At 42.3% G+C, this 20,579-nt stretch carries 17 protein-coding genes; 9 read left to right on the top strand and 8 right to left on the bottom strand.

The window, feature by feature from the left end:
- The first annotated feature begins 49 nt into the window (after positions 1–49).
- Positions 50–598: a GNAT family N-acetyltransferase gene (locus LKE40_09505; GenBank protein ID MCH3917680.1), complete on the top strand. Its 549-nt coding sequence runs from the start codon at positions 50–52 to the stop codon at positions 596–598.
- Here LKE40_09505 and LKE40_09500 read toward each other — a convergent pair.
- The 3 genes from LKE40_09500 to aroF are packed head-to-tail and all read right to left on the bottom strand — an operon-like array spanning position 564 to position 3,798.
- Complete coding sequence (locus LKE40_09500) at positions 564–1,331, bottom strand: hypothetical protein (GenBank protein ID MCH3917679.1); 768 nt, start codon at positions 1,329–1,331, stop codon at positions 564–566. The genes LKE40_09505 and LKE40_09500 overlap by 35 nt on opposite strands.
- A 6-nt stretch (positions 1,332–1,337) precedes the next feature.
- Positions 1,338–1,886 (bottom strand): DUF4416 family protein, encoded by a 549-nt coding sequence (locus LKE40_09495; GenBank protein ID MCH3917678.1) that lies wholly within the window; start codon positions 1,884–1,886, stop codon positions 1,338–1,340.
- A gap of 4 nt (positions 1,887–1,890) precedes the next feature.
- Positions 1,891–3,798, bottom strand: coding sequence for a 3-deoxy-7-phosphoheptulonate synthase (gene aroF / locus LKE40_09490; protein ID MCH3917677.1), 1,908 nt, complete (start codon positions 3,796–3,798; stop codon positions 1,891–1,893).
- 364 nt (positions 3,799–4,162) lie between these two features.
- Here aroF and LKE40_09485 point away from each other — a divergent pair, with 364 nt between their 5' ends.
- Both LKE40_09485 and LKE40_09480 read left to right on the top strand, forming a co-directional pair.
- Complete coding sequence (locus LKE40_09485) at positions 4,163–4,669, top strand: hypothetical protein (protein MCH3917676.1); 507 nt, start codon at positions 4,163–4,165, stop codon at positions 4,667–4,669.
- A gap of 824 nt (positions 4,670–5,493) precedes the next feature.
- Complete coding sequence (locus LKE40_09480) at positions 5,494–6,090, top strand: endonuclease III (protein MCH3917675.1); 597 nt, start codon at positions 5,494–5,496, stop codon at positions 6,088–6,090.
- Between the two features lie 6 nt (positions 6,091–6,096).
- On the opposite strand, the gene LKE40_09475 is transcribed toward LKE40_09480, so the two are convergent.
- Both LKE40_09475 and cutA read right to left on the bottom strand, forming a co-directional pair.
- Positions 6,097–7,191: a DUF362 domain-containing protein gene (locus tag LKE40_09475; protein ID MCH3917674.1), complete on the bottom strand. Its 1,095-nt coding sequence runs from the start codon at positions 7,189–7,191 to the stop codon at positions 6,097–6,099.
- Between the two features lie 12 nt (positions 7,192–7,203).
- Positions 7,204–7,521, bottom strand: coding sequence for a divalent cation tolerance protein CutA (cutA, locus tag LKE40_09470; protein ID MCH3917673.1), 318 nt, complete (start codon positions 7,519–7,521; stop codon positions 7,204–7,206).
- 37 nt (positions 7,522–7,558) lie between these two features.
- On the opposite strand from cutA, the gene pth reads away from it, so the two are divergent.
- From pth to LKE40_09450, 4 genes are all read left to right on the top strand, one after another.
- Positions 7,559–8,059 carry an aminoacyl-tRNA hydrolase gene (pth, locus tag LKE40_09465; GenBank protein ID MCH3917672.1) on the top strand — a complete coding sequence of 167 codons (501 nt, stop codon included), beginning with the start codon at positions 7,559–7,561 and terminating at the stop codon, positions 8,057–8,059.
- Between the two features lie 266 nt (positions 8,060–8,325).
- Positions 8,326–11,652 (top strand): alpha-amylase family glycosyl hydrolase, encoded by a 3,327-nt coding sequence (locus tag LKE40_09460; GenBank protein MCH3917671.1) that lies wholly within the window; start codon positions 8,326–8,328, stop codon positions 11,650–11,652.
- A 94-nt stretch (positions 11,653–11,746) separates the two neighbouring features.
- On the top strand, positions 11,747–12,994 hold the full coding sequence (locus LKE40_09455) for a cation:dicarboxylase symporter family transporter (protein MCH3917670.1): 1,248 nt from the start codon (positions 11,747–11,749) through the stop codon (positions 12,992–12,994).
- Between the two features lie 3 nt (positions 12,995–12,997).
- Positions 12,998–13,765, top strand: coding sequence for a hypothetical protein (locus tag LKE40_09450; GenBank protein MCH3917669.1), 768 nt, complete (start codon positions 12,998–13,000; stop codon positions 13,763–13,765).
- A 610-nt stretch (positions 13,766–14,375) separates the two neighbouring features.
- Here the strand turns inward: LKE40_09450 and gpmI are convergent.
- The 3 genes from gpmI to lgt are packed head-to-tail and all read right to left on the bottom strand — an operon-like array spanning position 14,376 to position 18,800.
- Entirely contained in the window at positions 14,376–16,022 is a 1,647-nt protein-coding gene (gene gpmI, locus LKE40_09445; GenBank protein MCH3917668.1) for a 2,3-bisphosphoglycerate-independent phosphoglycerate mutase, read from the bottom strand.
- Positions 16,023–16,072: 50 nt separating this feature from the next.
- Positions 16,073–17,851 (bottom strand): aminopeptidase P family protein, encoded by a 1,779-nt coding sequence (locus LKE40_09440; GenBank protein ID MCH3917667.1) that lies wholly within the window; start codon positions 17,849–17,851, stop codon positions 16,073–16,075.
- Positions 17,838–18,800 carry a prolipoprotein diacylglyceryl transferase gene (lgt, locus tag LKE40_09435; GenBank protein ID MCH3917666.1) on the bottom strand — a complete coding sequence of 321 codons (963 nt, stop codon included), beginning with the start codon at positions 18,798–18,800 and terminating at the stop codon, positions 17,838–17,840. Before lgt ends, LKE40_09440 begins: the two co-directional genes overlap by 14 nt.
- A 133-nt stretch (positions 18,801–18,933) precedes the next feature.
- On the opposite strand from lgt, the gene LKE40_09430 reads away from it, so the two are divergent.
- Together LKE40_09430 and LKE40_09425 are read left to right on the top strand one after the other, a co-directional pair.
- Positions 18,934–20,361, top strand: coding sequence for a S41 family peptidase (locus tag LKE40_09430; protein ID MCH3917665.1), 1,428 nt, complete (start codon positions 18,934–18,936; stop codon positions 20,359–20,361).
- A complete protein-coding gene (locus tag LKE40_09425) occupies positions 20,358–20,579 on the top strand; it encodes a 16S rRNA (uracil(1498)-N(3))-methyltransferase (GenBank protein ID MCH3917664.1) in 222 nt (73 codons plus the stop codon). Before LKE40_09430 ends, LKE40_09425 begins: the two co-directional genes overlap by 4 nt.

Here is a 20,579-nt window from a genome sequence, read left to right as displayed (position 1 = left end):
ACGGGACAGAATATTTTCTGTCCTGTTTCTGTCAGATGAGGATAAGGATATGCAAATCAGGCAAGCAAAGCCTTCAGATGCAGCAGAGCTTGTACATATTTATGCTCCATACGTCGAAAAGACTGCAATTACCTTTGAGTATGCAGTCCCGACCATAGAAGAATTTTCCCAGAGGATCCAAAACACATGCAAGAAATATCCTTACATAGTCGCTGTTATGGATGGAGAAATTGTAGGTTATGCATATGCTTCAACATTCAAAAACAGACCGGCATATGATTGGTCCTGTGAATTGTCCGTTTACGTAACAGAAAAAAAAAGACATGCTGGCATCGGTACGATCTTATATGACCGGCTTGAACAGCTGTTGGCAGAACACAACTTCCTTAATCTCTACGCCTGCATTTCCGTTCCTAACCCTGCAAGTATCGAATTCCATAAAAAAAGAGGTTTTGAAACCATCGGACGCTTTACACGGTGCGGTTATAAACTAGGAACTTGGCATGATATGGTATGGATGGAAAAACTGCTGAATAAAGATATCAAGTCCCCGAAACCATTACTTAAAGCAGGCAAGGAGGGGCCTTGGACAGTGTAAGATAGGCTTTCCTGTCGGAAGCATCTACAACAACTGTCAGCATCCGTCCACTCTCGGTTTCAAGATACCGATGTGTCCCTTCACACAGAAACAGCGTAACAATCTTATCAGAAGTTCCATCAATCCAAAAACCTTCCTCACGCAAATCTTCACTGATCCAATGTCCTTTCGGTACTTGCCCTGTCGTGACAGTAAGGCAATCCTGCACAGAAAAAGAAGAATCACAAAGTTTCCCATTGAGCAGGTCCGAAGCCAATTTCCGCCTATCAAAGGCATCCAAAGCATTCATATTTTCCAGCTTTTGCCTGACCTTCCCATAGTTTACCATGTTGACCACTGCCGTATAATTTTGATCCAAGGAAACAAAAAATGAAACCAAGTTACCATCTTCATAATGCAAATAAATATCTTCTGTTCCATCAGGAAACAATACTCCGCCAAGTGGATTGAATTCTCCTATCGGTGTCGCCAAAAAATAGACAAAGGCATTCCTGTCAACAGCCACGGAAACCTGGTCAATATGTCCAGGGACATAAAGACTCCTTAGCTTGCCGGAAACAGAAGTATAGGAAAGTGTATACCAAAGTTTTCTGTCAGTTGCTGCTTCAAAGGGATGTACTTCGTCAATATGGACAGTTACTGTCCGTTCCGGCATGACCAATTGGCAAGAAATACTCTCCAATTCCATCAAAAACAAAGCCCCGGTCAGTATCAATAGCCTGAAAGGATTCATATCCTCCTATAAAGGAAAATGAGTGCTTTGCTTTCTCAGGCGCTGTCGCAATTCCTGCCTGCAAGTCTTGAACCAATCCAGATACTCAGGACTGGCATAATCGGCGTATGTCCATGGCAAAGGTCGAAAACAGCCATCCTTATAGATAAGGGTAACTTCTGCATAGATGCTTCCGCCAATAGGTATCCTATGGCTCCGGTTCTTGGCAGATGCAAGGATAAGAGAACTGAGGCTAAGAAGACCAGGGTCAAGATTGAGACGTCTAAGTCCCTTTTGGGCATATTCCTGCTCCATGGCATTGGTTTTCAATTTCAAGGCACTGAGAGTCGAGGGATCGACCAGCTTTTCAAAAAGGAGAAAGAAACGTCGCGGAGGACCTCCCATTTCAGCATCGTAGTAGGAAGTATAGGAAAACGGACGGGATTCCGTCCGTTTCATTATAGGGCCGAACAAATCAACAAGTCGGGCTAAAGCAGTCTTTTCTTCTGCTTCATCGAGATTGGAAAGCACGCCTACAAGCAACTGGCTGGAAGGGTAGGCTTTTGGTTCAGCCATAATCTTATTCCGCCGACTTGAAGGTACCAAGCACCCTGAAAGACGTACACTGCTGCTGCATTTCCTTGCAAGCCTGTTCAAAAATCTGTTGGTCTTTCAGTTCAGTCTCAACGAAGAAAGAATACTCCCATGGCTTACCAGGAATGGGACGGGATTCAAGTTTCTTCAGGTTCAGGCCTCTTTGGGAAAGTACCTTAAGTGCCTCGAAAAGAGCACCAGGAGTATCAGAGACAGAAAAAGTCATTGCAGCTTTGTCCGGATTGCTTGAACTTCTGAAGAAGGCCGCATTCTCGGTCCTGGAAAGAACATAGAATCTTGTATAATTGCTTGGATGTGATTCAATGCCCTGAGCGAGGATCTTCATGCCATAGTAAGCTGCAGCCGGTGCACCGGCAATGGCAGCCAAAGATGGATCATCCTGTTTCTTGATAAAGGCAACGGCACCAGCGGTATCAAAGAACGGTACGGCTTCAGCCTGTGGCAATTCATTGTGAAGGTAAGCCTCACATTGTGCCAGTCCCTGAGGATGGGAATAGACTTTCTTGATCTGGTCCTTTGTTGCCGAAGGCAAGGCAATCAGATTATGAATGACCCGAATCTGCTGTTCTCCGACTACTTGGATACCTGGATATTTCAAGAGGTTGTCTATGTTGTCGAAAATTGTACCACCAAGTGTATTCTCTATAGGCACAACCCCGAATGTTGCATCACCTTTCATGACACTCTCAAACACATCTTCAAAGGCCTTCAGAGGCAACACTGCAGCATTTTCATCAAAAGTACGGCGGACAGCCAGCTCACTGAAAGCGCCTCTTTCTCCCTGGAAGGAAACCACCATCGAAGAAAGGTCAGCAGCCTTTCCTTTCTCCTCAAGACCTTTCGGCAACATCCGAGGAATTCTCTCAAGGCTTTTCCCGACGACAGGAGCCATCGTCTGGACATCTCTCATCAGCTTTTCAAACTGGGAAGGATAAAGAGACTGCGGTCCATCGCTGAGCGCAGCCTCCGGATGATTGTGGACTTCGACAATAAGGCCGGAGGATCCGCTTGCAATGAGAGCCAGAGACATAGGAGCAACCAAATCCCTTATACCTGTTGCATGACTGGGATCCCCGATGACAGGTAGGTGCGTAAGTTTCTGGACAATCGGAATTGCGCTGCAATCCAACGTATTCCTTGTGGCCCGTTCGTATGTCCGTATACCTCTTTCACAGAGCACGATCTGGTCGGTCCCGTTTGCCATAAGGTACTCTGCCGCCATCAGCCATTCCTCAATAGTTGCGGCAAGACCTCGTTTCAGCAATACCGGCATGCCGGTTCTTCCGACAGTCTTGAGCAACTCAAAGTTCTGCATGTTCCTAGCACCGATCTGAAACATATCCACATAATGGGACATCATTTCAACATCCATGGGACTGACGACTTCCGTTGCAATGGGCATCTCATATTTGTCTCCAGCCTTGCGCAGATATTTGAGACCTTCTTCCCCCAATCCCTGGAAAGAGTACGGTGAAGTCCTTGGCTTGAAAGCTCCGCCTCGCAGAATGACTGCACCGGCTTCACGGACTTCTGCAGCAATGGACATTATCTGTTTCTCTGATTCAACGGCACAGGGACCGGCAATGACTGCAATACGGTTACCACCGATGCTGACATTTCCGACCTTGACGATAGTGTCTTCCTTTTTCAACTCCCTTGAAGCAAGCTTATAGGGTTTGCTGATTGGCACAACCTTGGAAACGCCTTCCATCAGCTCAACAGAACGGTGATCAATTCCTGTCCTGCCGACAGCACCAAGAACAGTCTCTTCCTGTCCAACGATTTCTTTGACTTTGAAACCACTGTCTATAAGAAATTTCTTAACCGCCGTTTTTTGTGATGCGGTAATATTATGTTTAAGTACTACAATCATAATGACTTCACGTTAGGTTAGTTGTTGGAAAAAATCAAGAGGATTGACTTACCATCCATATTATCCGGTTCTTGATACCGAACAATCGGAAACAAAACAAAATTTTTATCACATCTTCTGTCCTAAGAAGCAACATAAGGCAAAACACTTTTATGCAAAATTCTTAAAATTAATTAATATTTTCTCATGTTATGACATCAATAAATATTATAATTTATTATATTATATATAATTATATTTTTTATAAAAATAAATGAAAATTTTTATCTTTTCTGTTGACATAAGTTACAAGATACAGTACTATGTGATTGTACCAAGGGAAAAGGTACTGGATTAAAAGAAAATACTAAGGATGGATTACAAAATGAAAAAATTAGCAGCAATCATCGCAGTAGCAGCAATCGCAGCAAGTGCAACTTTTGCAACGACTTCTACCTCCAATTACGTCAAGCTTAAGTCTGATGTAGCTGAAACAGCCGTCGTATTGAATCTGTATTACGGTAGCAACAGCACCTTGATCTCAAAGACGGAAGGAACTCTTACCGACATTTCCGTCGGTGATATTTCGACCGTTTCTTCAACAGATGTCTTCACCCTCAAGGGAACTGGAAATCTGAAAGAGCAGGCCACCTATAATACGACCGTAACTGCAACCAATTTCTTACAGGATGCAAACAACAATGCTGATACTGGTATCAATGTCAATATTGCATATGAAGACACCTACAGTGCAAACTTCACATTCCCTGCAGGATATCATAAAGGTACAGCTGTCACCCTTTGGCAATTCAAACTGAAATGGAATCCTAAAACGACCCTTGCCGCTGGTAGCTACCATAGTAACGTAACGGTTACCTACACGACGAACTAGTCAATCAATTGCTGCTGAGTAAAATCTCAAGAACTATATAGAGAACAGGCGCCTGATAAGGTGCCTGTTCTCATTGTATCCGCAAGACAATTCGATGATGCAGCAATCGTCGCACCTACGGATTTTTTCTTTCCAGGAGCAACAGACCAATCCATCCAATCCTTCCGATCAGGTTACTTGAAAATTCCAAAATAACCAGACATTCCTGCAAAGTTGTCACCTAGCATCTTTCCAAAAAGATATTTTATGATATACTACAGGTAGTATAATTACATATTTACACAAACAAACACTTCTAATGTAGTATGTTTACATTTTTTATTCACTATCGAATATAAAATTATAAAATTTTACAATTTTATTTATATAATTTTAACGTATATATTGACACAAGTAACATGTAGTTATATACTCTGTTATGTACCAAGGGAAATGGTATCAAGAACAAAAAACGGACTAATCGAGAAAATCTTCTGGATATATCCAGCATTCCTGTTATCATGAATTTCTCTTTTATTTGACAATGAAAGAGTAGCACTTTTCCCCTTGATACTAACTCTTGGCTTAATCCCTACATGCTACAAATATAAGGAAAGAGCCACATCCGATGTAACTACAAGTCTTATACGGATGTCTAAAACAGCCTGGTGAAACAGTGTTCTTATACACTTTTCTCTTACACTTGGCACCTTCGCCCCCGAAGGTGCCTTTTTACTCTTGTCCGAAAAGAAAACAAAGAATAGACTGAATTGTCATGAAAGAAAAAGATTGGGATGCTCTGTTTGCAAGACTTTTGAAGACATTGGAAAAAGAAGGGGACTCCATTGCCTTCTGTTTCAACCGTTGCCATTGAAACGGACAGAGATCCCTTCCTTGTCCTGATTTCAACGCTTTTATCTCTCAGGACAAAGGATACTGTTACCCTTCAAGCTTCTCACAGACTCTTTGCAAAAGCAAAAACTCCCCAGGAAATGCTCGCCTTGGGCATGGAAAAGATCTCAAGGTTGATTTATCCCTGTGGATTTTACAGACGAAAAGCTGAAAATATCATAAGCATTTCAAAGGTGTTGCTTAAGGAATATGGAGGAGCCGTCCCGGCAGATCAAAATGATTTGATGAAACTACCGGGAGTAGGACTGAAAACAGCAAATCTTACCTTGAACCTAGGTTTCGGCATCGATGCCATATGCGTCGACTGTCATGTCCATCAGATAGCCAATAGGATGGGATGGGTACAGACAAAGACTCCCGAAGAAACTGAAAGAGCTCTTCGGAAAATCATGCCGAAAAAATATTGGATTTCTCTCAACGAACTGCTGGTAACGTATGGGCAGCATATCTGTCTCAGCATAAGCCCTCGTTGCAGCCTATGCAGTGAACAGACCAGCTGCCCCAAAATCGGTGTTACTCACAGCCGATGACATTTTTCATGACCGATCCAACAAAAAAGCAATGATATCATCAGCAGAAGGTGGGCATCCCGGCAGGCTTTTCCCCAATCCATGCGTACAGGAACCGACACCGATCATATCCTTGCCAGTTTTTCCACGATACCCTTGTCCTATGCAGATCTTGCCTTTTACCCTATCTAACTTGTCAATTTCCTCCAAGCGTTTCAGCGCATGAATGAGATTCCCATAACAGGCAGAACAGGCTTGGTCAGGCAAGGTATGTGCTGCAAGATGTGCAACAGCCCCCCGTGGTTTTTCCAAGTTGCCGACAGAAGGTTGGTTAAGCTGTATGAGTCTTGCCTTTTTCAAATCTGCACAACCGACGCCTAATTTTTCTGCAAGAGGAATATATTCGACATCTTCTTTCCTGAATCCAAGCAAAGAAGCACCGAAGGTATCACAGAGCACGGAGTCCCTGGCTACAAACATGCGGTCAGTACGGACAGGGTTCCCTCCTTCTTCAAAATCCAAGTCTCCATTCAGAGAATCCACAATGACCAAATCTGCACATCGGATTGCATTCAGAGCTGCAATCGGTCGCATAAGCCCCAATGAATGGAACAACCGTTTGCTCCTGTCAGAAAGACACCCTTTCATATTCTTGAGCGCACAGGTCATCCATGTCTGACAGTGACCTTTCAGCACAGGAAGAGAAATCAAAAAGTCCGTTGAAAGGATTTCCCTGCTAATCTGCATTGTTATGCCATCCATTGTTTTCGTTTCATAGGCATCGTCCTTCACATCTACGAGAGGCACACCATATTTTCTGCTTATCTGGCCATACCCGTTGATTTCAAAGCCTTCTTTCGTTGAGTCACCGACCCAAGCAGATTCGATGATCTTGATATTCTCGTAACCATGTTCCTGGAGAAATTCTATGACAGCTCTGACAACCGAGGGATGTGTAGTTGCACCACTTTCTGGTCTCTTGGCAACTACAAGATTTGGTTTCAAAGCAATTTTTGCTTTTTTATCGGGAATAAGATTTTCAATATGAACCTGCGCAAGCAGATCCTTTGTCATTGCAAAACCATCAGTACCATATGTAATAATGATGTCGTTCTTTTCCATCGTCTGTATACCTCACATATCAATTTCATCCATCTTCAGCAGATGGTAAGCGGGAACTTCATAAGGATGAGATTTTTTCAAAGCCTTGATGACAGCTTCAGCCGTTTCTTCCGGAACAATCATCTCAAGCTTCCATTCTTCAACTTTTTCCATTTTCCCTACAGTACCGAGAAAAGGATCGGATCCAACCAGGGGACGAAACTGCCCTTCACCGCGCGTCTGCCAGCAACAGCAATCATAGTTTCCAAACTTGCCACCACCAGCAAAGAACAGTGCCTGCTTTACTTTTTCAAGATATTCCTTCGGTACATATACTCCAAGCATATACATTGTTGTCAATCTCCCGTTCTTGGTCTATTGTTACCTTATGGTCAAAATGATAGTTTTTTTAGGCAACCCCGGCAAGCAATATGAAGAAACTCGTCATAATATTGGGTTTTCCATCTGCAACGTTATGTATCCCTCGGCAAATTTCCAGAAAAAATTCAATGGATTGCTTGCAAGTGAAAATGGTTTAAAACTATTGAAACCCCAGACATACATGAACGAAAGCGGAAGAAGTGTTGCCTTAGCTGCCACCTATTTTGCAATCCATCCGGAAGAGCTGCTTGTCGTTCATGATGACCTTGAGCTTGAATTTGGAGAAATTGCTCTCCAGGCCGGCGGTGGACTGAAAGGACATAACGGACTGAAGTCCATAAGGGATTATTTAAAAAGCGATTCATTCCTAAGACTGAGGTTCGGAATCGGTCGGCCGACAAAACAGGATGTGGCTTCATATGTACTATCCCATTTTTCAAAAGAAGAAAAACATCAACTACCACAACTGACTGAAAAAGCAATAACAAAAATCAAAGCAAACATGTGAACAGAATAAAGTCTAGGCTTGTGAGATACCTGTCCAGCATTTCAACAAGACCACTTTGTTAGCATCTTTGGTTACTTACAGCTTGAGTATCCCCCGAATATCTTTTATGTTTAACAAGTAGGTCCCTCTCCCCTTTGATGGACAGGAGAAAACAAATACATCTCGGACCAACAAACAGGAGGAAAATCCTGACAAAAGACAAGAATAATCCTCTATTTGAATATAACTATGCTATACTGCAATAAGAACAGTCAGGAGGATGTACCATGGATTCCAGAGACCTGAGAATTTCCGTCCGAACCAGGACGGAAATAAATTATTTTGCACCTTTGTTCAGAACAGATATTCCCGTCCCAGAATATTATCGTCAGGCTGCAGACATCGCATACCGATTCAATTCGACAAATACAGAGAAAAAAAAGCATTTATACATAAGTGCGGCACACCTTAATGCTTGTGCTATCCTTCATTACCTATACCAACATATAATCACAGAATATATCACCCACACGAATACCGACTTCTTTTCAAGAATCGAATCATTGGTCGGTAAAAATTATGACTGCCAGGAAGTAATAGCATTCTTTGCAAAGGAATTCCCTTCGCCCCTTCTGTCCGAGCAAGTACCGAACATAGATTATTTTACAGAAGAAACAATCCGCGGCTTTTTCATCCATCAGGTCTTGGCAACCAACCCTGCCATAGTCAAGGCAATTGCGCCTTTCATTACACCGGACAATGTCGTTTTTCCCCAAGCTACCAAAGCTCTTTCAGCTCTGATGGGAGGATATCTGAAAAATAATCCGACCGTAGGCGGAACTGATGAAGATCTTTTCTCTTTTCTGACCCGCCCTGCACGTTTGCATCCCGATTCTCTTATTGAACAACTCCAATATATCCTTTCTGCTTGGAAGGATTTCATACCAAAAGAAATCGAGCGGCTGCTACTCAACGCAATTGACTTTGCTAAGGAAGAAGAAAAGCCAAGAGGTTTCGGAAATACTCCGGGAAAACCAGAAACCTACGTCCCTGATTACAGCAGAAGCATGGATGAGTATGAAGCCTTTTCCGAAGACCGTAATTGGATGCCTAATGTGGTAATGATTGCAAAGAGCACACTTGTCTGGCTTGACCAGCTCAGTAAGTTCTATGGATGTTCAATTACCCGACTGGATCAGATTCCTGACAAAGAACTTGACTTTCTACAAGAGAGAGGTTTTACAGCGTTATGGCTGATAGGGCTTTGGGAACGAAGCGATGCAAGCAAAAGGATCAAGCAACTATGTGGAAATCCTGATGCAGAAGCCTCTGCTTACTCTCTCAAGAATGAAGAAATCGCTCCCGCAATCGGAGGATGGGAAGCCTTGGAAAACCTCAGGCAACGTTGTGCAGAAAGAGGTATCAAGCTAGCTTCCGACATGGTACCGAACCATACAGGCATCGACAGTGATTGGGTAATGTATCATCCTGAGTATTTTCTCCAACAAAGTTTTCCTCCTTTCCCATCCTATACCTACAACGGACCGGACCTTTCAAGTAATCCTGACATTGAAATAAAAATCGAAGATCACTACTATGACCAAAGTGATGCGGCTGTCACATTTCGGCGCATTGACAAACGTACAGGAGAAACCCGTTATATTTTCCATGGAAATGACGGAACTTCCATGCCATGGAATGATACCGCACAGCTTGATTTTCTCAATCCGGTTACCCGAGAAGCCGTGTATCAGCAGATCAGACATGTTGCACAGAATTTTCACATCATCAGATTCGACGCAGCTATGACTTTGGCTAAAAAACACATCCAAAGACTTTGGTATCCAAAGCCTGGACATGGCGGTGATATTGCAGGAAGAGCCTCATACAGCCTGACAGACAGGGAATTTGATGCAAGAATTCCAAAAGAGTTCTGGAGAGAAGTGGTTGATAGAATGGCACAGGAATTACCCGATACATTGCTGTTAGCCGAAGCTTTCTGGATGATGGAGGGTTATTTCGTCAGGACGCTGGGTATGCACAGGGTCTACAACAGTGCATTCATGAATATGCTCAAGAATCAGGAAAACAGAAAGTACAGAGAAGCCATAAAGGCAACAATAAGCTTCGAACCAGAAATCCTGAAAAGATATGTCAATTTTATGAGCAATCCTGATGAAGAAACTGCAATCGGTCAATTCGGAGACGGAGATAAATATTTCGGTGTCTGTACACTTCTGGCAACAATGCCAGGGCTTCCGATGTTCGGACATGGTCAAATTGAAGGTTTTCACGAAAAATATGGCATGGAATATCGCAGGGCATACTGGGATGAATGGCCAAACCAGCAACTGGTAGAAGGACATGAAAAGAAAATTTTCCCCCTGTTGAAAAAGCGTAGCCTCTACAGCGGTGTAGCGCATTTCCAGCTTTACGACCTTTGCAATGGCTCCAACATCCAAGAATCAGCCTTCTGTTATTCAAACAGCTACGGTAAAGAAAAATCTCTTGTACTCTACAACAACCAGTATGAACAAGTGGAGGGTTTCATTCGTACCTCCGCACCAAAGCTCGACAAAACAACAGGCCAGAAAAAAACAACGTCACTGGCCGAAGCTCTTGGATTGACAGTCAGCGGAAAAAGATTTCTCATCTGCAAGAATTTTTCCGATGGGCTTTACTATATAGTGCCTTCTCTCCGGCTCTTTGAAGAAGGATTGTGGGTACATCTGAACGGCTATGAGAGTCGTGTGTATATGCAGATCAAGGAAGTTGAAGACGTGGATGGCAATTATGAAAAAATCTGTAACATGCTGGAAGGCAAAGGCATCGATGATATGGAAAATGCAGTTCGTTTGCTTCGTCTCGAACCACTGTTCTCCACGATGACAAGCTTAAGGAATCACCATACATTGGATACGCTTACTGCCCTGTTAAAAAGCAAGTCAACAAAGGCAATGAACAGAAAACTGATTATTCAACTTGCTGAAATGTATGCAAAGCTACCTTTGGTCTACGAAAACATGCCTTCGACAGCAAAGGAATTATTGCCGGGGCCTCCTGCAGAAATCATCCCGGCAAAAATGCTCGGGACACTGACAAAATTTGCAAGTCTTTTTACGGATAATCCAATCCTATGCAATCTTGTGACAATCATGGATGAATTGCCTCTGGTTATGGCCGGAGCCTTATTCCTCACTCCTTTTGTCAATGATAAGATGAGTTTGGAAGAACTGCTGGAAGCCAATGACAAAATGCTCACAGACCATTTCTTTGAAAACCAACTCGAAGAAATCGGATGCAAGGGTGACCAGACAAGAAGGATCTGTCATGGAAGCGCTGTTTTCTTGATTGCTTACCGCTACATGGGAACAAATCCTAAAAAAGCATTGCAACTCCTCCTTCAGCACCAAGGAGCTTTGGATTTTGCAATGTGTAATACATATCAAGGAACTGTCTGGTACAACAAGGAAGCCATGCAAGAATTGATTATACTCAGTGCATTGTCTGCCGGTTTGTTCCCTGATACTGATTTCCCATTCATGGAATATTTGGAACAGAATCTGGAAAAAGAAAGTACCAGTGAGTATAAAGTTGACAAGCTGATAAATTAAAGGGAATCAAAGGAAGCTTTTTGAAAAGCCAACTAGACTTATTGTATAGGTTTCTGCATTGACTACAGATACTTGATGAGTTAAGCTATTTCGTATGAAAAGCTGGATAACATATCTTACGGCAACGTTGATGGGCTTGGCCACCACACTGCTTCTAGGACAATTTTCACAGTATTGCAGATTGGTGCAATCGATAACTTCAGTCTTGATTCAATTGGGAGGATTTATTCTGATTCCAATTGTTTTCATTACTTTTGCTTCTGCTGTTGCATCACTTCGAAAAGATAGACTGGGAGCAAAAACCGCAGGTTCGACATTTTTGTGGTCGTTGCTATCAACTATAATACTGTCTTTGGCTGGTACCTTGGTTTTCAAGATTCTTCCTGTTGCTTTTCCTGCAACTTCTACTGCAGGAGCTGACACAGGGGCTGTCGTCAACTATATTTCTGCAGTACGTAAAGCTGTTTCACAATCGTTGGTCCCTGCTAATCCGTTCTATACTCTGGCTTCAACCCAAAGCCTGTTGCTTCCCGTTGTCTTGACAGCTTGGCTCCTCGGATTTTTCCTGAAGCCCTCAAATGAAATGATAAGACCAGCATATGTTGTCATGAATTCTTTCAGCGAAGTCATGTATAAATTGAGTACGACATTCAGTATCTATGGCTTTGCTTTTGTTTTCTTTGCTTCAAGTGCCTTTTTTTCCACATTGCAATCTGAAGGTACAGTTTTTGTTGCAGGACATTTTCTTCTTGTACTCCTTATATTGGCTTTAGCCGTAATGCTGGGTCTCCTTCCTTTGCTATTTGGCATTTTCACTGGGTTCAAGGATAATCCGTACCGTATCCTCTATCGGTCGTTGGCTCCTCTGCTCGCAAGTCTGTTTTCTGCTAATATTTTCTTTGCTTCTCCGATTACCCTTGCTGTATCCAGGAAAAGTCTTGGCATTCAAAAAAGAGTCGCATCTTCTACGATTCCGATAAATATTATATTTTCAAAAGGCGGAAGTGCACTGGTATCCTCTTTCAGCATCATCGGCCTTGTTTATGCAGCGTCAGGAACTATTCCTTCCATACAGCTTCTTCTAATCATTGCAATGGGATGTACTGTGGTCTCCTTCATCAGCAGTGCTTACCTCGGTTACGAAGTGTTCTTTATCACTTACCTTACGCTCAAGATGCTGGGTATAGATCTTCATGAAGCAGAAATGACACTTGTAGGTATCCTGCCATTACTGTGCGGCATCGGGACTATGATAGATTCGTATCTTGCCTGCCTTGGAGCTTCAGTAACTTCTCTTTGGCTGGAAACCGGTACACAGGTAATGTATGAGGACATTCTCTAGGATATGAACAAGCTGATAAGAAAGGCAATCTTTTCCATACAGACCATTATTGCCGCAGTGATTCTTTTTGCTATTGCCTCAGCTTCAATCCTATTGTTCAGGGAACATATATCTACCTTTGTACTTCCCGAGACGTTCCTACCGATTTTCATCAGAGAAATAATCTACGTTGTCGTTGCTTTCCAACTTTTGCAGCTTTCTCCTAGGAATGTTGATTTAGAAACACAAAGTCTGCATATCCTGTTGCTTTGTCTTAGCTTAGATGGGCTTATTGTACTTCCAAGCTTTCAGCAAGTTGTAAAGATCAATTTGATTCCGATGGTTTTCATCGCAGAAGTTCATCTTTTCTGCTTGATATTTGCTGCTCTTCTTTTCTTTCTCATTGCATTATTTCGAAATGAAGTAAATACAAAAACAAATGCCCAATATATCTTGTTTGCTTTGATATTCAGCCTAGTCATCGTCAAGATTACCCCAATCTCATCTCCGACAACAACAAACATCTGGCTTCCACTGGTTCCACAACAAAAATTCAACATACTGTTTACTGCACTTATGCTGGTTGCTTTACTGACACTCAATCCCTTTTCATGGAAATCATATTCAAGACATGGAAAGATAAAATTCATTTCGTACACATTGCTTATGCTTGCAACTTTTCTTGCCCGTTTCGAATTTGTAAACCTTTTTTTCGGCAATTTATTATCCGTGCTTTTCCTACTTGTCGGCTCCTTCCTGTTGATTCAAAACATAAGAACTTACAGAATCTGACATAGCTATAAAACAAGAAAAATTAAAAGAAATCCATGCTTTCTAGATATATAGCCTATACAAGCTTTTTCTATTGATTTTCGCCCAGCAGAAAGCTTGAAGATTAAGCAACTTTCTTTCAAGAGCAAATCAATAAGTCATCCACAATTATAAAATGGGTTATAGGTATGGTTACGATAATATCGCAACAGATAAAAGCATTGTTCTGTACCAAGAGATGGCAATAGCCCCGATAGGAAAGCTTCCAGCCTCTTTTTGGATCAAAAACCCAAAGATGTAGCTATGGAAAAAAATTATTTCGATTGATTATTTTTGTTATTTATTGAACAATTCCAAAAATAGGAAAAACAGTTTAATCAGATATACCTGTCGGAGCAAAAGCTCCGACAAGAACTTTTCTCTTGCTTGCAAACAATACGCCATTAGTATAACAAGTATTATTATTTCTGACAATTAAAATGAGAAAAATAATTATGTTCTAAATAACTATTTTTAATTATCCATATATCCCCTATATGGTATTTTTTCATCATCTTTAACAGATTGTTTCTTCTAAAAAGAAAAAGGACCCAGAAAAACTTTCCAGATCCTTTATAAATGGAATTTACTGTCAGTTCATGCGAACAATGGATGAATCATATTCCTCAGGAGGGACAAAACCCAACAGGTTCATGCATGTTGCAGCAATACTGCTGATACCAAGCCCCTCTACAAGTTTCTTGTCATATTCATCGTTATACTCAGGATCAACAATGATGCAAGGAACGGGATTCAATGAATGGGAAGTCTTTGATTTTGGTTCTCCGTTCTCCTTAAGCTTCAATTTTCCATCCTTGCCATGCTCATACATATCATCTGCATTGCCATGGTCTGCAGTAATGACCATGATACCACCTGCGGCCTTCACTGCCTTATACATCCTTCCGATCTGCAAATCCATTGCTTCCATGGAACATTCGACAGCCTCAAACACTCCGGTATGCCCGACCATATCACCATTTGGAAAATTCAGTTTGATAAAATCCCATTTTCCTTCTTTGACTTCTTCTATGACCCTGTCTGCAATTTCTGCACATTTCATCCAAGGACGTTGTTCAAACGGCACGATATCAGAAGGGACTTCAACGTATTCTTCAAGCTTTTCATCAAACTTGCCAGTCTTGTTGCCATTGAAAAAATAAGTAACATGACCGAACTTCTGAGTTTCAGAAATAGAGAACTGTTTCACTCCACTGGCACAGAGATATTCTGCCATAGTCTTGTCTATGGCCGGAGGAGAAACAAGATACTGATGGGGAACATGCAGGTCTCCATCATATTCCATCATCCCTGCATATTCGACTTTCGGATGTCTTTTCCGATCAAATTCCTTCAAGTCCTTTGCTTCAAAAGCCTTGGTTATTTCAAGGGCACGGTCACCTCTGAAATTGAAAAGGATAACAGAATCATTGTCGTTGATGGTTCCGATTGGTTTCCCATTTTCCGCAATGACAAATGGAGGCAAATCCTGATCTATTGCACCGGTTTCTTTACGAAGAGTTTCAATGGCCTCATGAGCACTGGCAAAAAGTCTCCCTTCTCCTAAGACATGGGTTTCCCAACCTTTCTTTACCATGTCCCAATTTGCGTTATAGCGGTCCATAGTAATGACCATTCGTCCGCCACCGGATGCTATCTTGGCATCGAAACCATCTGTAGAAAGATCTTTCAGGAACTGGGCAAAAGGATCAAAATAGTCAAGTGCACTCATTTCACCAACATCTCGACCATCCAGTAAAGCATGTACTCGGACTTTCTTTACACCGTCAGCCTTTGCCTGCACAATCATTTTCTTCAAGTGGTCAATATGAGAATGCACATTACCATCCGACAAAAGACCGATAAAATGCAAGGTCGTTCCATGATCAACTACATTTTTGGAAAGCTTCTGCCACGTTGCTTCCTTGAACATCTTTCCAGAATTGATTGAATCAGAAACCAGTTTTGCTCCTTGGGAAAATACCCGTCCGCATCCCATGGCATTATGCCCGACCTCGCTGTTTCCCATATCAGCATCCGAAGGAAGTCCTACGGCTTTTCCATGAGCTTTGAGCTTTGTCCAAGGATATGCCTTGAACAATGACTCAAGATGTTTTGTATCAGATGCTGCTACGGCATCTCCATCCTTATATTTCCCGAAACCGACACCATCCATGATTACAAGGACAACAGGGCCTTTCCTGGAAATTTTTCCGTTCTTTTTCAATGCATCTACCATATATTACTCCTCAATTTCTTTGGCTACAGTTGCATAGGTACTATAAGCAATTATTTTGCCGTTTTCTTCAAAGGCTCTGTGGCTTCCAAAAGGAATGCAACAGCTTTCTTTTCAACTCTATCTTTGAGAGCCTTCCTCACCCTTGCATGATAGGTATCAATCTGTGCGATTTCTTCATCAGAAAGCAAACCTACATCTATCAGGCGTCGTTCAAAGGGATAAAGGGTAAGGACCTCGAAACCAAGGAATTGGCCAAAGGGAGTCTTTTTTTCTTCCTTTACCGCAAGCAAGTTCTCAATTCTGATCCCATGTTTTCCTTCTATATAAAGGCCTGGTTCATCACTAGTCACCATACCACATTTCAAAGCTACATCTATCATGGCACTGCTTATTCTCTGCGGCCCTTCATGCACGCAAAGACGATGCCCTACACCATGCCCGGTACCATGGTAAAAGGTCAGGCCTTCCTGCCATAAGTATTGCTTGGCAAGTACATCCAGTTGGATTCCACGTGTTCCTTCAGGAAATTTCTGCCTAGCCAGGGCAAGATTACCTTTCAGAACCAAAGTATAATCCCTCTTCTGCTCTGCTGTCGGCTCGCCAAAAAGCAATGTCCTTGTGACATCTGTAGTACCGAATTCATATTGTCCGCCACTATCCAATACAAGCAACCCCGATCCTGTTACCTTCTTGGTTACTTCATGTGTCGGACGGTAATGGCACATTGCCCCATTTTCCTGATAACCAGCAATGGTACCGAAAGAAACATCTACACACTGCTTACATTTCAGGCGCTCTTCATTCAGTTTATCAGCTAGTTCTGCTTCATCATAATGAGGTTTTGAGTAGTCCAGACTTGAAAGAAAATTGATCAAAGCAATGCCATCAAGCAGATGTGCCTTTCTTTCGCCTTCCAACTCAACTTCATTCTTACAGGCTTTCATAAGGGTAGTGACATTCATCTCATCAACGACATTGACCTTGCCCAGGATAGAGCTGAAAAGTGTATTGACCATATTTCTATCAAGCAACACACTGCTACCAGGTTCAACGATATGACCAATTGCATCGACAGCACTGTCATAATCCAGGACTTTCACTTCTTTTTCTACATTCTCAAGAAGTTGAGAAGTAAAACGTTTCCTTGACGTAAATAGATATGCACTGTCAGTTCCGATAAGCAGATAGGCCATAAATACCGGATTATACTCGATATCCTGGCCTCTTAGGTTCATTGTCCATGCAATATCATCCAAAGTCGGCAATAGGAACCAGCTACACTGCCTCTCCTGCATATGCTGCCTTATTCGCTGCAGTTTATGAGCACGCGTTTCTCCGGCAATCCCTTCAGGAAGTGCAACGACTTTTTCCTCTGGGACAGAAGGCCTGTCTTTCCAGATAGGAGACAAAAGGTCATGGGTAGGACGTAACTGCAGTCCTACAAGTTCTTGTTGCATCTTGTCCATTTCACCAAGCATAAGGGTATCAGCCGAAATGCCGATGACGGCACCTTTGTCCAGATGTGCAACCAACCAGGCCAAGGGCCCCGGATTATTGTCAATCCCTTCCTTGATCAAGTGAAAACAGGAACCTTCGATCTGATGGGCACCCTGGATAAAATACCTGGAATCTACCCAAAGTACAGCATCATCAGCAGTAACTACCACAGTTCCGGCACTACCGGTAAATCCAGTGATGAATTGCCTTGTTTTCCATCTATCACACACATATTCACTGTTATGAGGCCCTGTCCCGTTGATGAAATAGGCATCCAAGCCTTCCTTTGCCATCAACGTTCTCAGTTCTTTTACTTTTTCATCTATTGTCATTGTTTTTTACCTCTTTCATATGGTTCAGAATTATATAAAGCACAATTCCGGCAATAATCATTGCAAAACAAAAGATTTGTCCAAGACTGAAGTTAAGGAAAGATTGCAACAAAGCCGGATTGCTGTCAGCTGGACCAAGCTTTATAATAAAGCCCAGATTTTCATCAGGCTGTCTGAAATATTCAATAAAAAACCTTATGGTACCATAGCCTATGATATACCAACTCAGCCCATAACCAGGAAAATGATCCTTAATCCTTGGTTTGATAATGAACCAAAGGCATAGGAAAAGTACAATCCCCTCAAAAAAGGCTTCATACAACTGGGAAGGATGACGAGGCAGGTTTACCATTGATCCCTGGACGTAAGAAATGGACAATTTGTTCGCAATATCCCTTACCCATGCATAGTTCGTAGAAAAATGAATGGCATTTGGAAAAATCATGCCGAGGGAAGAAGTAGTTACCCGTCCCCAAAGTTCTCCGTTGATAAAGTTGCCCAAACGTCCGAAGGTGTACCCTAAAGGAACAGCAACGACGATGCTGTCTGCAATTTCAAAGAAATTTTTTCCATTATGATGACACCAAATCATAACGCCAAGGATTGCTCCTATAAGCCCTCCGTGATAGCTCATGCCGGGAAGCCCTACAAAATGCTTACCCTCAAAAGGCCAAAAAATCAGCCAAGGATGTGTCCAATAAAAAGAAGTCCCGTCATATACCAATACAGAAACAAGCCTAGCTCCCAAGAGCAAACCGATGATACCGGCAAAGAACAATCCTTGGGTCTGTTCGGCATCCAAGACAACGGTCCCATCCCGGGCTTCCTTCCTCACCAATATATAGGCTGTAAGAAAAGCCAGGACATACATCAAGCCATACCAGCGGAAGGGTAATCCTGGCAAAATCTCCGGAGAAATCCAGTGAGGAAAAGTGGTAAACAATATCATGTTTGAAAGTGTATCGTCCAAGGATTTACAGGTCAACAGGTATTCTTTACACCATAGGAAACTCCTATCTATTCTACAGATAAAATTGATTTTTCTATGACAAAGCAGGATATTTTGGTGTATTATTCAAATTATGGACAGAATCAGAAAAATCATAGTGGTATTGATGCTTCTTTCCCCTTGTTTGCTTTTTGCAGGAGGAAGTTCTTCTCTTGCAACGCAACAGAGTACATATTCGGAAGAAGAAAAAGCAACTTCAAATGTCATAACAAACAACTTTAACAATCTGGAATACCTCTACAGGGTTTTGGATCAGATATCCTTGAATCCATTGGACAGCAAGAAGGCAATGGATGACATGACAAAAGCCCTTGTTGCCTCAATCGGAGATGAATATTCATTCTTTGTCCCTGAAGAAGATGCAGAAGACTACAAAGAAAACATCACAGGTATATATGAAGGTATCGGTACCTATCTGATAAAATATGATCCCTCCATGAAAAAGGCTTCCGACAAAGAAACCTACATGATAAAAATAACCTCGCCGTTTCCTGGAGGACCGACTGAACGTGCAGGTCTACGGGCAGGAGATCTGATTGGGGAAATAGACGGAAAACCAGTCGATGACCTTACGGCAAACGAAGCCTCAAAACAGCTCAGGGGCAAAGCAGGAACAAAGGTAGAACTTACTATCTGGAGAGGCGAAAAAAGCTTCAAGGTTACGGTAACAAGAGCTGTCGTCAAGACCCCGACTGTTGAAAAAGCCGTCATACATGGACATATTGGTTATCTCATCATAAATCAGTTTACCTCCCAGACATCCCAGCAGGCAACAGAAGCTTTGAAAGATATACTGGAAGAAAATATCGATGCCCTTGTCATCGACCTTCGGAACAATGGTGGTGGCGATGTCCAGAGTTGCAAGGACATAGCAGATCTATTCCTTGATCATAAATTGATCATGAGCGAAAGATACAATGGAAAGGTGTCAAAGGAACCCTCAGAAATCTATTCAGGAAAGGGCGTCACAGTACCAAGGGACCTGCCTGTCGTAATTTTGGTCAATGGAGGAACAGCTTCTGCTTCAGAAATTCTTACAGGCGCATTGAGAGACAATGGAAGGGCAACAGTCATCGGTTCAAAAACCTTCGGCAAAGGCATAGAGCAGCAAGTCCTGCCGTTCAATGGTGGATATCTCCAGGTTACGATAGCCCACTATTACACACCAAGCGGAAAAGACATCCATAAAAAGGGTATACAACCTGATATTGAAGTACCAGAAAAAGATTACGACGAAAAGCAACTTCAAGCAATGATGGATTTGAGAAACGACAATGTACTTTCTGATTTCATCAAGGAAAATTCCGATTATACAAAGGAAAACATTGAGAAATTTGCCAAGTTGCATGCAGATTCTGTGCTTGACCATGATACGCTTTGCCTGCTCATACGCAATGAATATCTTTACGAAATGGATTATTCCGACCGACCAGTATATGACCTGGATTATGATCCTGTCCTCATAAAAGCCGTAGATTTTCTCGAAAAAGGAACAAAATGAGACTCTATGTCCTTCCTCCGTCTTTTTCCGGTGAACATTATCTGACGATCAGGGGAAATGACAGCCGCTATTTAATCAAGGTCCTGCGATTGAAACCAGGAAGCAAAATCATTGCAAAGGGACCAAAAGGTTTGCTATGGCAGATGACTCTCAAGTCATCCGATAAAAACAGCTGTTCTTTCATTCGTCGCCCCTCTTGCCGACATCAAGAATGGTAA

The organism is Spirochaetia bacterium (genome assembly GCA_022482625.1).
Lineage (GTDB): Bacteria > Spirochaetota > Spirochaetia > Sphaerochaetales > Sphaerochaetaceae > Pleomorphochaeta.
Note: the sequence above shows the minus strand (reverse complement) of the source record. Positions and strands in the feature narration are given on the sequence as shown.

Bases quoted from the DNA above. Each gene is read 5' to 3' on its own strand.
- LKE40_09500 (MCH3917679.1), bottom strand. From the start codon at position 1,331: ATGAATCCTTTCAGGCTATTGATACTGACCGGGGCTTTGTTTTTGATG.
- lgt (MCH3917666.1), bottom strand. From the start codon at position 18,800: ATGATATTGTTTACCACTTTTCCTCACTGGATTTCTCCGGAGATTTTG.
- LKE40_09440 (MCH3917667.1), bottom strand. From the start codon at position 17,851: ATGACAATAGATGAAAAAGTAAAAGAACTGAGAACGTTGATGGCAAAG.
- LKE40_09455 (MCH3917670.1), top strand. From the start codon at position 11,747: ATGAAAAGCTGGATAACATATCTTACGGCAACGTTGATGGGCTTGGCC.
- pth (MCH3917672.1), top strand. From the start codon at position 7,559: ATGGTCAAAATGATAGTTTTTTTAGGCAACCCCGGCAAGCAATATGAA.
- LKE40_09505 (MCH3917680.1), top strand. From the start codon at position 50: ATGCAAATCAGGCAAGCAAAGCCTTCAGATGCAGCAGAGCTTGTACAT.
- LKE40_09475 (MCH3917674.1), bottom strand. From the start codon at position 7,191: ATGGAAAAGAACGACATCATTATTACATATGGTACTGATGGTTTTGCA.
- LKE40_09485 (MCH3917676.1), top strand. From the start codon at position 4,163: ATGAAAAAATTAGCAGCAATCATCGCAGTAGCAGCAATCGCAGCAAGT.
- LKE40_09495 (MCH3917678.1), bottom strand. From the start codon at position 1,886: ATGGCTGAACCAAAAGCCTACCCTTCCAGCCAGTTGCTTGTAGGCGTG.
- LKE40_09460 (MCH3917671.1), top strand. From the start codon at position 8,326: ATGGATTCCAGAGACCTGAGAATTTCCGTCCGAACCAGGACGGAAATA.
- cutA (MCH3917673.1), bottom strand. From the start codon at position 7,521: ATGTATATGCTTGGAGTATATGTACCGAAGGAATATCTTGAAAAAGTA.
- LKE40_09425 (MCH3917664.1), top strand. From the start codon at position 20,358: ATGAGACTCTATGTCCTTCCTCCGTCTTTTTCCGGTGAACATTATCTG.
- gpmI (MCH3917668.1), bottom strand. From the start codon at position 16,022: ATGGTAGATGCATTGAAAAAGAACGGAAAAATTTCCAGGAAAGGCCCT.
- LKE40_09430 (MCH3917665.1), top strand. From the start codon at position 18,934: ATGGACAGAATCAGAAAAATCATAGTGGTATTGATGCTTCTTTCCCCT.
- aroF (MCH3917677.1), bottom strand. From the start codon at position 3,798: ATGATTGTAGTACTTAAACATAATATTACCGCATCACAAAAAACGGCG.
- LKE40_09450 (MCH3917669.1), top strand. From the start codon at position 12,998: ATGAACAAGCTGATAAGAAAGGCAATCTTTTCCATACAGACCATTATT.